This window comes from Methylomagnum ishizawai, from assembly GCF_019670005.1.
GTDB lineage: Bacteria > Pseudomonadota > Gammaproteobacteria > Methylococcales > Methylococcaceae > Methylomagnum > Methylomagnum ishizawai.
The window spans coordinates 635,013-649,844 of the sequence record NZ_AP019783.1 but is presented as its reverse complement, the minus strand read 5'-3'; the positions used below and the strand labels follow the sequence as shown (position 1 = coordinate 649,844).

General features: G+C 65.3%; 13 protein-coding genes and 1 tRNA gene. 6 read left to right on the top strand and 8 right to left on the bottom strand.

Features of this window, described 5'->3' with window-relative positions; genetic code table 11:
* Positions 1–129: 129 nt before the first annotated feature.
* The 7 genes from K5658_RS02825 to gcvT form a co-directional block, all read right to left on the bottom strand.
* A complete protein-coding gene (locus K5658_RS02825) occupies positions 130–1,989 on the bottom strand; it encodes an esterase/lipase family protein (RefSeq protein WP_221065480.1) in 1,860 nt (619 codons plus the stop codon).
* A 405-nt stretch (positions 1,990–2,394) separates the two neighbouring features.
* A tRNA-Gln gene (locus K5658_RS02820) sits at positions 2,395–2,468 on the bottom strand.
* Positions 2,469–2,486: 18 nt separating this feature from the next.
* Positions 2,487–2,879, bottom strand: a complete 393-nt coding sequence (gene rpsI / locus K5658_RS02815; protein WP_221065479.1) for a 30S ribosomal protein S9 — start codon at positions 2,877–2,879, stop codon at positions 2,487–2,489.
* 18 nt (positions 2,880–2,897) lie between these two features.
* Positions 2,898–3,326: a 50S ribosomal protein L13 gene (gene rplM / locus K5658_RS02810; RefSeq protein ID WP_085216050.1), complete on the bottom strand. Its 429-nt coding sequence runs from the start codon at positions 3,324–3,326 to the stop codon at positions 2,898–2,900.
* 60 nt (positions 3,327–3,386) lie between these two features.
* Entirely contained in the window at positions 3,387–5,279 is a 1,893-nt protein-coding gene (locus K5658_RS02805; RefSeq protein WP_221065478.1) for a polysaccharide biosynthesis protein, read from the bottom strand.
* 2 nt (positions 5,280–5,281) lie between these two features.
* The gene (locus tag K5658_RS02800) at positions 5,282–6,310 is read right to left on the bottom strand and encodes an MraY family glycosyltransferase (protein ID WP_221065477.1); all 1,029 of its coding nucleotides are present in this window, start codon (positions 6,308–6,310) and stop codon (positions 5,282–5,284) included.
* 402 nt (positions 6,311–6,712) lie between these two features.
* Positions 6,713–7,789 (bottom strand): glycine cleavage system aminomethyltransferase GcvT, encoded by a 1,077-nt coding sequence (gene gcvT / locus K5658_RS02795; RefSeq protein WP_221065476.1) that lies wholly within the window; start codon positions 7,787–7,789, stop codon positions 6,713–6,715.
* A gap of 191 nt (positions 7,790–7,980) precedes the next feature.
* Between gcvT and K5658_RS02790 the strand changes: the two genes are divergently transcribed.
* Both K5658_RS02790 and K5658_RS02785 read left to right on the top strand, forming a co-directional pair.
* Complete coding sequence (locus K5658_RS02790; RefSeq protein ID WP_221065475.1) at positions 7,981–9,597, top strand: NAD+ synthase; 1,617 nt, start codon at positions 7,981–7,983, stop codon at positions 9,595–9,597.
* 2 nt (positions 9,598–9,599) lie between these two features.
* A complete protein-coding gene (locus K5658_RS02785) occupies positions 9,600–10,016 on the top strand; it encodes a gamma-glutamylcyclotransferase family protein (RefSeq protein WP_221065474.1) in 417 nt (138 codons plus the stop codon).
* Positions 10,017–10,053: 37 nt separating this feature from the next.
* On the opposite strand, the gene K5658_RS02780 is transcribed toward K5658_RS02785, so the two are convergent.
* A complete protein-coding gene (locus tag K5658_RS02780; RefSeq protein WP_221065473.1) occupies positions 10,054–10,497 on the bottom strand; it encodes a hypothetical protein in 444 nt (147 codons plus the stop codon).
* Positions 10,498–11,078: 581 nt separating this feature from the next.
* On the opposite strand from K5658_RS02780, the gene K5658_RS02775 reads away from it, so the two are divergent.
* The 4 genes from K5658_RS02775 to fliR all read left to right on the top strand — a co-directional run bounded on the left by K5658_RS02775 (position 11,079) and on the right by fliR (position 14,830).
* Positions 11,079–11,660 carry a response regulator gene (locus K5658_RS02775; RefSeq protein ID WP_221065472.1) on the top strand — a complete coding sequence of 194 codons (582 nt, stop codon included), beginning with the start codon at positions 11,079–11,081 and terminating at the stop codon, positions 11,658–11,660.
* Positions 11,661–11,690: 30 nt separating this feature from the next.
* Positions 11,691–13,634 carry a PAS domain S-box protein gene (locus K5658_RS02770; protein ID WP_221065471.1) on the top strand — a complete coding sequence of 648 codons (1,944 nt, stop codon included), beginning with the start codon at positions 11,691–11,693 and terminating at the stop codon, positions 13,632–13,634.
* A 152-nt stretch (positions 13,635–13,786) separates the two neighbouring features.
* The gene (gene fliQ, locus K5658_RS02765; RefSeq protein ID WP_221065470.1) at positions 13,787–14,056 is read left to right on the top strand and encodes a flagellar biosynthesis protein FliQ; all 270 of its coding nucleotides are present in this window, start codon (positions 13,787–13,789) and stop codon (positions 14,054–14,056) included.
* Positions 14,057–14,059: 3 nt separating this feature from the next.
* The gene (fliR, locus tag K5658_RS02760) at positions 14,060–14,830 is read left to right on the top strand and encodes a flagellar biosynthetic protein FliR (protein ID WP_221065469.1); all 771 of its coding nucleotides are present in this window, start codon (positions 14,060–14,062) and stop codon (positions 14,828–14,830) included.
* The last annotated feature ends 2 nt before the right edge of the window (positions 14,831–14,832 follow it).

Below are 14,832 nucleotides of genomic sequence, written 5' to 3'. Positions count from 1 at the left end.
ACTGGATGGCACCGGACAGGGTGACGGGGAATGTCAATTTTTCCGACAAATCCTGTGGATTCGGCGATCCCGGCCCCTTGATCGATATATCGGCGGCTCAGCCCGGATTTCCAGGGTCCGGTGCCGCGCCTAGGGCCGCTGTCCAGCGTACTCCGCCGCGTGCCGGTACAGGATGCGGCGGATTTCCTCGATCACCTCGGGCTGGCCCTGGCAGGAATGGTCCCAGCGCACCACCTTTTCCGAAACCGCCTCGTCGATATGGGCGCTGCGGTAGGACACGACGCCGTCGTCGCCCGCCGCTTCGGGACCATCGCCCCGCACCGCGATGATGGAATGGGCCTTGATCCTGGGATCGACCGGGATCGTCTGGAGGATACGCAGGGCGGGATTGTCGGGGTTCATGTTATCCACCGCCGTCGGCGGGCTGAGGATGGCCTTCATCAGCTTTTCCTCGCCGCTGAGGGCCACGGCCTGGGCGGCGCGGCTGAACAAATCCACCGGCAGGCTCACCAAAGCAGCGGCGAAGGCCCCGATCCGGCCCGCCGCCAGCAAGGCTCCATGATGCGGGGTCGCGACGAACACCACCCGCGCCACGAACGGCAGGGGCGTGTAGAAGGTATAGCCCTTGAGCATGGCCCGCGCTTCCGGGTCCATCGGGACGGCATCGAAAGGCTGGTCGCTGATGCGCCGCCAGAAACGGTCGCCGCTGTCGATGGCGGTGAGCTTGGTCAACAAACCGCCCTGGCTGTGGCCGATCACCACCATCCGCCGCAGATCGGCGTCCCGGCCCGCCGGGTCGAATTCCCCGACGGCGGCGGCCAAGGCCGAGCGCAGGCGCGAGGCCGAAAAGCCGATGGGATTGCCGCTGTCGTAGAAGAACACCCAGATTTGGAAACGCTCGCGGATCTGGGGATCGCCTTCGAGTTCGTTGACCAACTCGGCCCAGCGGGCGGGGCTGGACCCCGTGCCATGCACCAACACCACCGGAATCCGGCCCGGCTTGTAGGGATGCAGGGTGAACAAGCCGTCCTGGGCGCGATCCTTCGGCAGCCAGCTCTTGAACAGGCCGCCGCGCAGGAAGCCGGTCAATTCCAGATCATAGAGGGGGCTGTGTTCGAGTTGGTAGGCCAGCGCCGCCGTGGGGTCGGATTCCAGCGGCAGGGTGCGTCCGGCGATAGCGACCGTGGTGGCTTGGTCGGCGGCGTAGATTTCGATCCGCCCCTCGATACGGCCATCGGCCAGATGGGCGCGGGCTTGGTCCAACCGCAACAGGACGGTGACCGGAACTTGGGTGCCGGATGCCAGCCGCTCCGCGCCGACGGTTTTTTCCAACGAGCGCTGGGTGTCGATGGCGGCGGTCAAGGGAGCGCCGATACCGTGGCGGTTGTAGCGGTTGCGGAAGCCCCGCACCCGCAGGGTCGTGGTCGGCATGAAATGATCCAGCCGGTAGCCGCCCCAGGCCGGCCCGGCGGGGTCCGCGCCCAGCCGCAGCGTGCCGAACGGTAGCGGATACAGGCCGGGCCGCAGCATCACTTCTTCCCGGTCCCCGCCCCGCGCTTGGCCCAGGCCCTTGGCGACGGCTTGGTTATAAAGATCGTAGGCCAACCGGTAGCGGGGGTCGGACGGGGAAAACCGGGGCGGGTCGCCGTCCGGGAACAGCAAGGCCCAGGCGTACACGGCGGAAGCCAGAAAATAGCGGCGGTCCCGCGTCCGGTCGGCATGGAGGAACGCAAGTTCCGCCAGCGCGAACAAACGCTCATCGTCATCCACCGGGTTCAGCCCCCGGTGTAATTCGGCCAGCACCCGGGCCGGTTCGACCTCGAAGCGGTCCAGCAGCCCCAAGCGCCGCAGCACGGTCTTGGAAGGCTCCGAAGCTTGTTCCGCCGAGAGGGCGCTGATGTTCTGGAGGGCGTAGGCGGTCTGGATATCGACCGGCCGCACACCGACCGGGGTCGAGCAGCCCGCGATGGCAAGGACGAGGACCGGCAACGCGATGGCTCGCCGATGCGGTTTTGGCGGTGTTTTGGGTTGCATTCCTGGCTTTTATGCTATCGGTGTTCGGGGCGTTCGGATTCGCCGGATAGCGGGGGATTATCGCAGGATCGGTGGGGGCTTTGCCGCCGGACCAAGGGGTCAGTTCAGCGACAACATGTGGTTTTGGGCTACGCCCCTGGGTCTTTCAAGCCCTGCTATGGGTTTTTCTGGTCGGCGGCGACTTGCTGACCCTACAGCGCATCCTGGGGCATCACTCGATCACCGTGACATGCACTACGCCCACCTTGCCCCCGACTATTTGGAGCAAGCCCGCAAGTTCAATCCTTTGGCCGCGTTGACACTTGGTTGACACCGGAAAAAACAAAAGCCCTACGGTTTCCCGTAAGGCTTTGTTTTTATTGGCTGGGGGACTAGGATTCGAACCTAGGTTGACGGAGTCAGAGTCCGTAGTCCTGCCGCTAGACGATCCCCCAATATACCTTTGGCAGCGATTAACGCTTGGAGTACTGCGGACGGCGCCGCGCTTTGTGCAGACCGACCTTCTTACGTTCGACCTCACGGGCGTCGCGGGTCACGTAGCCGGCTTTGCGCAGCGGGGAACGCAGGTTTTCATCGTAAACGATCAGGGCGCGGGTCAAGCCATGGCGGATGGCACCGGCTTGTCCGGTGGGACCGCCGCCCGCGACGGTCACGATCACATCGAGTTTTTCGGTCAAGGATACCAGTTCCAGCGGTTGGCGAACCACCATCTGGTCGGTCTTCCTGCCGAAGTATTCGTCCAACTGCTTGTTGTTGATGACGATGCGTCCGGTGCCGGTCTTGGTGTAAACACGCGCCACCGCGCTCTTGCGGCGACCCGTTCCGTAATACTGCGATTGTGCCATGGCTAGCTCGACTCGTTTTTAGATGTCCAGCACTTTCGGCTGCTGGGCCTGATGATTGTGGGTGGAACCCTTGTAAATCTTGAGCTTGCGGTACATGGCCCGGCCCAGCGGATTCTTGGGGAGCATCCCCTGAACGGCGGTTTCGATGATGCGCTCGGGGTGCGTCTGGCGCAGCTTGCCGAGGGTCACCGATTTCATATTGCCGATGTAACCGGTGTGCTTGTAGTAAACCTTGTTCAGTTCCTTGGTGCCCGTGACATGGACCTTTTCGGCGTTGATTACGATGATGTAATCGCCCGTGTCCACGTGGGGCGTGTATTCGGCTTTGTGTTTACCGCGCAGACGACGCGCGATTTCGGTGGAAAGGCGTCCGAGCGTCTTTCCTTCGGCGTCGATGACGTACCAGTCGCGTTTGACTTCGGCTGGTTTTGCGCTAAAGGTCTTCATTGCTGCGCGCTCCAAACTATGGCGTTGCACGAAAAGAGGCGGATTTTAGCGGCATCCCGTTCATAAGACAAGCTTTCTTCGCACGGCCAGATCGTTTCCCCCCGTGGACGCCGCCGCGCCATCTTCCTGGGCGTGGGTTTGGTGGTACTCGGGCACCAGGGCTTTGAGCTTCCTAACGATGGCGTCCTCGTCGAACACGCGGCAGGACTCGGCCAGTTCGCTCACGCTTTTGCGGATCACCCGGTGGTCCAACACCATGGGGCGGGCCAGCAAGAGCTTGGTATGCCCGGTGGGCGTGGGCCGCTCGTGGTCGAGGAAGAGTTCCTCGGTCACTTTTTCGCCGGGGCGCAGGCCGATGTATTCGATGCGGATATCCTGTCCCGGACGCTTCCCGCTGAGCTGGATCATCTGCTCGGCCAGATAGCTGATCTTGATCGGCTCGCCCATGTCCAGCACGAACACCTCGCCGCCCTGCCCCACCGCCGCCGCCTGCATGATGAGCTGGCAAGCCTCGGGGATGGTCATGAAATAACGGGTCACCTCGGGATGGGTGACGGTGACGGGGCCGCCGGTTTTAATCTGCTCGCGGAACAAGGGCACCACGCTGCCCGCCGAATCCAGCACATTGCCGAAGCGCACGGTGATGAAGCGGGTTTCGGTCACGCCGTTCAGGCTTTGCACCAGCATTTCCGCCGCCCGCTTGGTCGCGCCCATGATGTTGGTGGGGCGCACGGCCTTGTCGGTGGAAATCAGCACGAATTCCCCGACCCCCGCCGCCATCGCGGCCTCGGCCACGATGCGGGTGCCGACCACGTTGTTCCTGACCGCCTGCCGCGCCTGATGCTGCAACAAGGGCACATGCTTGTAGGCCGCCGCGTGGAAAATCACCTGGGGCCGGTAGCGGGCGATGGCCCATTCCACCGAGGACAGATCGGTGACATCGCCCAACAAGGCGACGAAATTCAGCCCGGGGAAAACCTTCAGCAAATCCTGTTCGATCTTGTAGAGGTTGTACTCGCAGCGCTCGAACACCACCAATTCGGCCACCTCGAAGCGGGCGATCTGTTTGCATAGTTCCGAGCCGATGGAACCGCCGCCGCCCGTCACCAACACCCGCTTCCCGGCCAGATGGCTGCGGACGGCCTTGCGGTCGAGCCGGATCGGGGCGCGGCCCAGCAAATCCTCGATGGACACCTCCCGCAACGCCCCCGCCTGCCCGGCCAGCATGTCCTGCACCGAGGGCAGGGTCAGGAAGGGCACGCCCGCGCCCTCGCAGATTTCGACGATGCGGCGCATCTCCTTGTCCGAGGCCGAGGGCACGGCCAGCAGGACGGCGTCGATGCCGAGCTTGTCCACCAGGTTGGGAATGCGTTCGCAGCCGCCCTTGACCCGGACGCCCTGGATTTCGCTGCCGCGCTTGCCCGGATCGTCGTCGACGAAGGCCACCGGCACGAACTGGGCATAATGGGTACGCAAGAGGTCGCGCACCAGCATTTCGCCCGCCTTGCCCGCGCCGACGATCAAGGCCCGCTTGCCCACCGACAGCACGGCGCGGCGGTCCTTCCAAATCCGGTAGAGCAGCCGGGGCGCGGACAGCAACACGGGCAACAACAGCGCGTAGAGCGGAATCGCCGTGCGCGGCACGCCATCCAAGCGGTTGACCACGAACAGCGTCAGCGCCGCCGCCACGATGCCCACCCCCGACGCCTGGACGATGCGGACCAAATCGGGAATGGAGGCGAACCGCCAAATGCCCCGGTACAGCCCCACGCGCCAGAACACCACGGCCTGGACCGCCATGACCCAGGGCAGGCAAACCAGGGCGGAATGGACCTCGTACTTGGGCGGCAGCGACAGGTTGAAGCGCAGCCAATAAGCGCCCAGCCAAGCCAAGGCCACCATGACCAGATCATGCAGGAAAATCACCGTGCGCGAGCGCAGCTTGGAAACCATCTTCACCTCGTCCCGTGCGATAAGCCAGCCCCGAACCGGAGCGCCAGGGCCAACAAGGGCGCATAGGCCACGCCCAGCCACGCCCATTCCAGGGCGGGCCACCGCGCCGCCGCCCAGGCCAGCGGTCCCAGCCAAAACAAATTGATGGCGAGTACCGCCAGGGTCACGGGCCGATGGCCGTAGCGTTGCGCCGCGTGTTGATAGGCGTGGCTGCGATGGGCCTCGTACCAGCGCTGCCCGTCCGCCATCCGCCGCAGCAGGGTGAAGCTGGCATCGACGAAGAACACGCCCAGCGCGATCAACCAGACCGCGAGGCTAGGCCCGCCGGTCGCCGCCGTCCGCAGCGCCAGCACGCCCAGCAGGAAGCCGACGAAGCCGCTGCCCACATCGCCCATGAAGATTTTGGCGGGGGGCCAATTCCACAGCAAGAACCCGCCCGCCGCCGCCGCCAAGGCCGCCGCCACCTCGGCGCTGCCCGGCAACACCGGGGCCGGGTCCAGCCCGATCAGCGCCGCCACGGTGAGGCCCACGGTGATGGTCTCGACGCCCGCGATGCCGTCGATGCCATCCATGAAATTGAATAGGTTCAACACCCAGACGATGAACAACAAACCCAAAGGCAGTCCCCAGCCGCCCAGGGCGTAGGCTTCCCCGGCCAGGCGCAGCGTCCCGCAGCCGCCCAGCCAGTACAAGGCCCAGCCCGCGGCGGCGACCTGGGCCAGCAAGCGCCAGCGGGCGGGCACATGGCCGTGGTCGTCCCAGAACCCGAACGCGGCCACCGGCACCGCCCCCGCGAGGGCCAGCAGCCAATCGGAGGACACCAGCCCCAGGCCATGGAGTTGGAGCGTGGCGAGGACCAGGGCGGCGACGATCCCCAAGCCACCGCCGCGCGGAGTCGGGACGCTATGGGAACTGCGGGCGTTGGGCAGGTCCAGCAACCGTTTCAGGGCATAGCCCCGCACGGCGCAAGTCGCGAAGGCGGCGACCAGGAACGGGAAAAACAGGAGTAAAAGATAGGAAAATAGGCTCATCTGGCGACTCGCAGCGCCTCCTGGGGCTGGAAACAGGCTGCATCATACCCGCAAAGGGCGGGGGGATCACGCTGGCGCTAGGGATGGGATTTAGGAGCTGTCTGGCAAGGATTCAGACGCATTTTGCAAGGGTGGTCCTTGGCATGGCGATGCGGACGATGTTCTCGGCGGTGCCATTTGATGCCGCCCTCCACCACGTACAGGATGGCGCCCACCACCCGCTTGCGCGGATGTCCGCTGGCGTTGCCCCGCCCGGTCCTAGCGGAAGTGGTGTTCGATCAACGCCCATTCGGTGTCGCTGAGATCGCTTGGATAGCTCATTCCGGGAATCCTGGAAGTCAATGGGGGGCTTGACTCTACATGAATTCCTTTTTGCCAGACAGCTTCTTGGCCTCGTCCAGGCTATTTCGGGGGCAGGAACCGGCCCGGCCCGACCCGCGCCGCCTTGCGCTGGCCGCGTATCTCCACCCAGGCCCGTTCGTATCCGCCCGGCGGCAAGCGGGCGAAAGCCACCGACCGCCCCAGCGTCGGCGCATAAATGCCGCTGGTCACCACGCCTTCGCCAAACTCCGGCACGACTACCCGCTGTCCGCCGCGCATCACCCCCGGTTCTTCCAACACCAAGCCCACGAAGCGCCGCAATCCCCCCCGCCGACGCTGGTCTTCCAGCGCGGCCCGTCCGATGAAATCCCGGTCTTCCGGCATGAATGCCACGGTCCAGGCCAAACCGCTTTCCAAGGGCGTCACGGTTTCATCCATATCCGCGCCGTAGAGCCGGAGGCCCGCTTCCAGCCGCAAGGTGTCGCGGGCACCCAGGCCGCAAGGCGCGACGCCAGCCGCCGCCAACGCCCGCCACAGATCGGGCGCGGCCTCCAGCGGCAACTGGATTTCATAGCCGTCCTCGCCGGTATAGCCGGTGCGGGACACCAACCAATCCCCGGCTTCGGCGCAGCCGAAAGACGGGAGCGCGGCGGCGGCGGTCCGTAGCGGTCCTGGCAGGCAAGCCTCGACCCGCGCGCGGGCTTCCGGCCCTTGCGCGGCGATCATGGCGAGGTCGGGCCGGGCCGCGATGCGCAGCGCCGGATGGGCCGTGGCTTGCCGTTCCAGCCAAGCCGCGATCTTGTCCCGCGTGGCGGCATTGGCGACCAGACGGAACCGCGTGTTCCCGGTGCGGTAGACAATGGCGTCGTCGAGGATGCCGCCCGCCTCGTTCAACAAACAGGTATAAAGCCCCAGTCCGGGCCGGGCCAGCCGTCCGGTGTCGTTGGCGCACAGCCGCCGCAGGAAGGCCGGGGCTTCCGCGCCGTCGAGGTCGAACAAGCCCATATGCGACACATCGAACATCCCGGCCTCCCGGCGCACCCGGTGATGCTCCTCGACCTGCGAGCCGAAATGCAGGGGCAGTGCCCAGCCCGCGAAGTCCACCATGCGTCCGCCATATTCGAGATGCAGGCTGTTCAAAACCGTTTTGCGCGACATCGCGTGTTCCTCCCGTTGAAGCTGGATGGGACCGGGCCACCCGATCCGCTGGATGGCGCGGATCATGGGCGTCCGGGGTGGGGCCGCCAGTCTAGCCGATGGCGGACGGGGCGAATATCCGGCCCTATCCCCGCTGGGCCGATCCGGGGAAAATAGCCCGGCGTCTCCCCCAGCCCCACAGGTGCCTAGCCGTGAAACTCCGTATCGCCATCGCCCAACTCGACTTCCTGGTCGGCGACGTGCAGGGCAACGCCCGCCGCGTCCTCGCCACCGCGCTCGACGCCCGCGACCGCCTCAAGGCCCACGCCGTCGTGTTCCCCGAACTCACCCTGTCCGGCTATCCGCCCGAGGATTTGATCTTGAGGCCCGATTTCCTCGCCGCCGCCGGGCGCGAGTTGCAAGCCCTGGCCGGGCAAATCCACGGTATCACCGCCCTCGTCGGCTTTCCCGAACAAAGGATCGGGATGCCCTACAACAGCGCCGCCGTGCTGCGCGATGGCGCGGTCCACGCCGTCTACCGCAAGCAGGCCTTGCCCAATTACGGGGTGTTCGACGAGAAGCGCTATTTCCTGGCCGGGCACGAGCCTTGTGTATTCGACCTGGAAGGCGTGCCGGTCGGCGTCACCATCTGCGAGGACGTGTGGGTACCCGGCGCGGTGGAGCGCGCGGCGGCGGCGGGGGCCAAGCTGGTGTTGAACATCAACGCCTCGCCCTATCAGGCCGGCAAGACCCATCAGCGCGAGGCCGTGGTGCGGGAGCGTTTGGCCGTGGCCCAGGTGCCGCTGGTCTACGCCAACCTGGTGGGCGGGCAGGACGAACTGGTGTTCGATGGGGCTTCCTTCGTGATGGACGCGGCGGGGAACGTGACCTACCGGGCACCGGAATTCGCGGAGGCGTTGGCGGCGGTGGATTTCGTCTGCCGCGACACGGTGGAACCCTTGCCCGCCGCCATCGCCGAGCCTTTGTCGGAGGAGGCCAGCGTTTACCAAGCCCTGGTGCTGGGCATCCGCGACTATGTGGACAAAAACCGCTTCAAGGGCGCGGTGCTGGGTTTGTCGGGCGGGATCGACTCGGCGCTGACCCTGGCCCTGGCCGCCGATGCCCTGGGCGCGGAACGGGTGGAAGCGGTCGCCATGCCCTCGCGCTACACCGCCGACATGAGCAACGAGGACGCCCGCTTGGAAGCCGAGGCGCTGGGCTGCCGCTTCCACACCATCCCCATCGAACCGGCTTTCAACACCTTCCTGGAGATGCTGGCCCCGAGCTTCGCCGGGTTGCCGCCCGACACCACCGAGGAAAATATCCAGGCCCGTTGCCGCGGCATCCTGCTGATGGCCTTCTCCAACAAGACCGGCAAAATCCTCCTGACCACCGGCAACAAGAGCGAAATGAGCGTGGGCTATGCCACCTTGTACGGCGATATGGCCGGGGGCTTCGCGCCCTTGAAGGATGTGCCCAAGATGCTGGTCTACCGCCTGTGCGAATACCGCAACACCCTGTCGCCGGTGATTCCGCAACGGGTGATCGACCGGCCGCCCTCGGCGGAACTCCGGCCCGACCAGAAGGACGAGGATTCCCTGCCGCCCTATCCGGTGCTGGATGCCATCCTGGAGCTTTATGTGGAGCAGGATAAATCGGTGGCCGAGATCGTCGCCCTGGGTTTCCCGGAACCCATCGTGCTCCGGGTGGCGGGTATGGTGGACCGCAACGAATACAAGCGCCGCCAAGCCCCGCCCGGCGTCAAGATCAGCAAGCGGGCGTTCGGGCGGGACCGGCGCTATCCGATGACCTGTGGGTTTGGGCGGTAATCATGGGCGGTATTGGCAACGTCTTCGCCTACGGCACCCTGCAACTCCCCGAAGTCATGCAAGCCGTGACCCGCGCCGTATTCCCGGCCCAGCCCGCCACCCTGCCGGGTTACGCCCGCTACGCCCTGCGCGGGCTGGCCTATCCCGGCCTGCGCGCCCAGGCCGGGACCGCCACCGACGGCATCCTCTATGGCGGTATCGACGCCGCGGCGCTCCGGCGTCTGGATGATTTCGAGGACGGGTTCTACCGGCGCGAAAATTTGCGGGTCCGGCTGGCCTCCGGGGCTTGGACCCGCGCCGAAGTTTACGTGGTGCCACCCGAGCATTATGGCTTGCTGCTGCCCGCAGCTTGGGATATGGAGGCGTTCCAGGCCACCGCGCTGGACGGTTTCATGGCCCGTTGCCACGCGGGCGCTTGAGAGGCTGCCCCGGCCCGCGGCCGGGGCAACGCCGCCCTCATTTACAGCGGATTTTCAGCGAATTGATGTTGCGGTGGAAATCCAGTTCGCCGAGATGATGCGCCTGCTTGCCCGGACCGAACGAGATTTCCAATTCCTGGTAGGCCGGGATTTCCTGCTTGCCCCAGCGGGCGAAGGCTTCGGGATGGTTGACCGGCCCTTTCGGCTCCTCGCGGAAGTTTTCCTGGCGGAACGCGGTGACTTCGGCGGCCTTGCCCACCTTCAGGCTCTCGATCCGGTGGCCCCAATCCTCCCCGCCCAAGTCCTTGAGGCTGGGCAGTTCCACCGGCCCCTCGATGCGCCGGTGCGCCCCCTGGTAATCGCCCTGGTCGTAGATATCCAGCCAACATTCCCCGCCCACCGCCGCGCCGGAAAAAACCCATAACATACCGGCCATCAGCGTGGCGAAATGGCCGGATTCGCGAAGATAACACTGATACATGACTAACTCCTTTTACTTGACCGTCCGCCGGTGAATCCCGCCCAGGGTTTGCGGTGTCCATTATGTCGGCTCTAAATTCCGGGTATCCCAGGGTGAAAATCATGGGGCTGACACGACGGTGAGACCATTTTGCAACATCCACCCGCCAGGGAAGACCGGGCTCGATAACTTGGAGGGGAATGGGAGGGACCGGGTTCCGGCATCCGTGGACTTGGCCGACCCTCTCCGGGCGGTGGTGCTGGGCAGACGGAGGGAAGGTTGCGGGCCGTTTTGAATAAAATTAAGAAAAATATGAACCTATCTTGAACGGCACACCAAGATAAAAGGCCCCGTTTGTATGGATGCGATAGAGGTGTAGACTGCACCTATGGAACGCTTATAGCGCTATGGTTACTTTGGATATTTCCACCGCGGTGGGGTGGGTACCGATGCGGTCGGAGGATAGGACGAAAACCCATCCATGACTGACCGCCGCGGCGTCGGGCGCATCTGGAGTGAAACATGTCCCGGATTTCCGGGGGGTCCCGATGTTTGCGTATGGCCTGGGAGGCAGCTTAAAAGGTTTAATAAAGAAGGGGCAAATGAGCGCTGATAACGAAAGAAATTATTTGACGCCCTACGAAGTGGCCGAGTTGTTGATGGTTGCTCCGGTGACGGTGCGGGCCTGGGCGCAAAAAGGGTTGTTGCATTCCATGACCACGCCCGGCGGGCACCGACGCTTCCTCCGCGAGGAAGTGGAACGCTTCGCCCGCGAGAACGGCGTGAACCTGGAGTCCCGGCAGGTCCGCGGCTTGCGTGTGCTGGTGGTGGACGACGACCGCCAGTTCGCGGGCTATCTCAACGAATTCCTGGAGGGTTTGCCGGAGCCGGTGGCGGTGGCGGTGGCGAACGATGGCTTCGAGGCCGGCTGCAAGGTCCACACCTTCAGGCCGGACGTGATCCTGTTGGATTTGATGATGCCCGACCTCGATGGCTTCAAGGTCTGCCGCCAGATCAAGCAAGACCCGGCCACCGCCGCGATCCGGGTGGTCGCCATCACCGGCTATCCCACCCCGGAAAACTTCCGCCGCAGCTTGGACGAGGGCGCGGTGCATTGCCTGCGCAAACCCGTGGACACCGCCGAATTGCTGTCCGCGTTGGGACTCCCGGCGGTGTCCGGCTAGTCCGGGGCGCGTCCCGCCGGGGTGGGTGGTTTGAAGCAGAAGGGGACGCTCTGGCGTTGGCGGGCGCGCCGTTATATCCAGGCGGCCTGGGTGACGCTGGGATTGGCGGCGGTCCTGGGCCTGGTCGAGCCTTTTTTCGGCGATATCCCGCCGGTCAGCCCCTTCCTGCTCGGAGTGATGTTCGCCGCCTGGCAAGGCGGATTCCGTGTCGGCCTGTTCGCCACCTTGCTGAGCGTCCTGGCGCATTGGCTGTTCTTCCACCCACCGGGCCGGTTTCCCGCAATCCTCGACGCCTACGAAGGGCCGCGCATCCTGATGCTCCTGGTCATGGGGGGCGCGTTGAGCCGGGCCATCGCGCACTTGCGGATGGCGGAGCGGCGGGCCTTGGCCCTGAGCCTGCGGCAGGCGCGGCGGCTGGAACGGGAATTGGCCGAACGTGGGCGGGTGGCGGAAGCCCTGAGCCAGAGCGAGGAACGCTACCGGGCGGTGGTCGAGGACCAGACCGAGGTCATCGCCCGCTTCACCCCCGATGGCACGCTGACCTTCGTCAACGAGGTCTATTGCCGCTTCTTCGGCAAATCCTATGGCGAATTGGTCGGCCACAAATGGCATCCCAGGGCGGTGGCGGAGGATGTGCCGCTGATCGAGGCCAAACTGGCCACCCTTTCGACCGCCCAGCCGGTGGTGTCCCTCGAAAACCGGGTCTATTCGGGCGCGGGGCGGATCCATTGGATGCAGTTCATCAACCGGGGCTTGTTCGACGCGGAGGGGGGGTTGTTGGGGGTGCAATGCGTGGGGCGGGATATCACCGGGCTCAAACAGGCCGAGGCCGAGTTGCGCGAAAGCCAGGAGCGGCTCACCCTGGCCCTGGAGGCGGCGGAAATGGGGGTGTGGTCCTGGGACGTGTTGACCGACGCCGTGTACTGGTCGCCGGAGTGCTTCCGGATTTATGGATACCCCGAATTCGACGGGACGGCCGCCGCCTTCGGCCGCCTGTTGCACCCGGACGATGCCGGGGCGGTGTGGCGGGCGGTCGAGCGGGCCTTGGCCGGCATCGACGGCTATGCGGTGGAGTTCCGCGCCATCCGCCCCGATGGCCGGGTGGTTTGGCTGTCCAAACGCGCCCAGATCGGCCGCGACCCGGAAGGGCGGCCCCTACGCATGGTCGGCACCGTCCAGGATATCACCCGGCGCAAGGAGGCCGAGGCCGAGCGGGAAAGCTTGCAGCGCCAGTTGCAGCAGGCCCAGCATATGGAGGCCATTGGCCGGCTCACCGGCGGCATCGCCCACGATTTCAACAACATCCTCGCCAGCATCCTGGGCTATACCGGGCTGGCGCTGGACCGCCACGTCCCCGATCCCCACGGCAAGCTGGCCGACTACCTGCGGCAGATCAAGACCGCCGGCGAACGCGCCCGCGACCTCGTCGCCAAGATGCTGGCGTATTCCCGCGATGGCGAGGCGCGGGCCTTGCCGCCGCTCGCGCCCGGACCCTTGGTGGCCGAGGTGATCGGGATGTTGGAATCGGTCATGCCGCCAGGGGTCGAGGTCCATGCCGACCTGGACCCGACGGTACCGGATATCCTGATCGAGCCGGTGGATTTCCATCAGGTGCTGACCAACTTGGCGCTCAACGCCCGCGATGCCATCGGGAAGGCCGGGCGGATCGATATCGTCCTGCGGCGGGCCTGGGTGGACGCCGGTTGCGCCGCCTGCCACCGGCGGGTGCGGGGCGGCTTCGTGGAACTGAGCGTGGCCGACAGCGGCGCGGGGATTCCGGACGAGGTGTTATCGCGCATCTTCGAGCCGTTCTTCACCACCAAGCCCCTGGGCAAGGGCACGGGGATGGGGCTGCCGGTGGTGCTGGGCATCGTCCACCACGCGGGGGGGCATATCCTGGTGGAATCGCCGCCCGATGCCGGGGCCGTGTTCCGCCTGTTGTTCCCGCCCACCCCCAGGGAAGCCGCAGCTTAGAAGCTGTTTGGTAAAAGCGCGGACGCACTTGCCGCCCCCGGTCCTGTCGGGGAACCCTGGAAACCAACGGGGGCTTGACTCCACACAAGTCCTTTTTGCCAAACAGCTTCTAAACTCTACGAATCCCTCCGCCCCACCCCACGAGGCACCCCATGAACCCCGACATGATCGCCGAACTCGGCCGCCAAGCCATGACCGTCACCGTCGAAATCAGCGCTCCCCTGCTGATCGCCACCCTGGCCGTGGGCCTCGTCATCGCGGTGTTCCAGGCCGCCACCCAGATCAACGAAATGACCCTCTCCTTCGTGCCCAAGCTCATCGTCATGGCCCTCATCCTCATGTTCGCCGGGACGTGGATGCTGCAATTGCTGATCGACTATACCCGCGGCCTCATCCGCGCCATTCCCCACCTCATCGGCTAATCCATGCGCTTCGACGAAGCCCAAATCCTGGCTTCCATCGCCGGATTCGCCTGGGTCTTGCTGCGCTCGGCGGCGATGTTCGTGTCCATGCCGCTGTTCATCGGCCATACCGTGCCCATGCCGGTGCGGGTCATGCTCGCCACGGGCGTGGCCTTCGCCGTCCTGCCCAACCTGCCGCCCATGCCCGAGGTCGAGCTGTTCAGCCTGCCCGGCCTCTTCGTTTCCGTCCAGCAATGCCTGATCGGCGCGGCCATGGGTTTCGTGCTGCATATGGTGTTCGCCGCCATCGTGTTCGGCGGGCAGAGCGTGGCCTATAGCATGGGGCTGGGCTTCGCCTCCCTGGTCGATCCCCTGACCGGGGTGCAGGTGCCCGCCATCGCCCAGGTCTACCAACTGCTGGCGACCCTGTTGTTCCTGTCGATGGATGGGCATTTGGTGATGATTAGGCTGCTGGCGGACAGCTTCCAGGAGGTGCCGGTGGGTTTCGAGGGGCTCGGCCGCAACGCCCTGTGGGAACTGTCGCGCTGGACCGGCAAGCTGATGGCGGCGGGTTTGCTGTTTTCCCTGCCCATGGTGGCGGCGTTGCTGCTCATCAACCTGGGGTTCGGCGTGGCGAGCCGGGCCGCGCCGCAGCTCAATATCTTCTCGGTGGGCTTCCCGATCAGCCTGCTGTTGGGTTTGATACTGATGCGGCTAACCCTGCCCGATGTGTTGGCCTTGTTCGCCGGTTTCCTCGACGAGGGCTACCGTTTGATCGACCATCTCCTGGGCTGAGC

Excerpts from the sequence above, each read along its gene's own strand:
- K5658_RS02780 (WP_221065473.1), bottom strand. The coding sequence starts at position 10,497 with ATGTATCAGTGTTATCTTCGCGAATCCGGCCATTTCGCCACGCTGATG.
- fliR (WP_221065469.1), top strand. The coding sequence starts at position 14,060 with ATGCGCTTCGACGAAGCCCAAATCCTGGCTTCCATCGCCGGATTCGCC.
- K5658_RS02805 (WP_221065478.1), bottom strand. The coding sequence starts at position 5,279 with ATGGTTTCCAAGCTGCGCTCGCGCACGGTGATTTTCCTGCATGATCTG.
- K5658_RS02785 (WP_221065474.1), top strand. The coding sequence starts at position 9,600 with ATGGGCGGTATTGGCAACGTCTTCGCCTACGGCACCCTGCAACTCCCC.
- K5658_RS02775 (WP_221065472.1), top strand. The coding sequence starts at position 11,079 with ATGAGCGCTGATAACGAAAGAAATTATTTGACGCCCTACGAAGTGGCC.
- rpsI (WP_221065479.1), bottom strand. The coding sequence starts at position 2,879 with ATGGCACAATCGCAGTATTACGGAACGGGTCGCCGCAAGAGCGCGGTG.
- gcvT (WP_221065476.1), bottom strand. The coding sequence starts at position 7,789 with ATGTCGCGCAAAACGGTTTTGAACAGCCTGCATCTCGAATATGGCGGA.
- fliQ (WP_221065470.1), top strand. The coding sequence starts at position 13,787 with ATGAACCCCGACATGATCGCCGAACTCGGCCGCCAAGCCATGACCGTC.
- K5658_RS02800 (WP_221065477.1), bottom strand. The coding sequence starts at position 6,310 with ATGAGCCTATTTTCCTATCTTTTACTCCTGTTTTTCCCGTTCCTGGTC.
- rplM (WP_085216050.1), bottom strand. The coding sequence starts at position 3,326 with ATGAAGACCTTTAGCGCAAAACCAGCCGAAGTCAAACGCGACTGGTAC.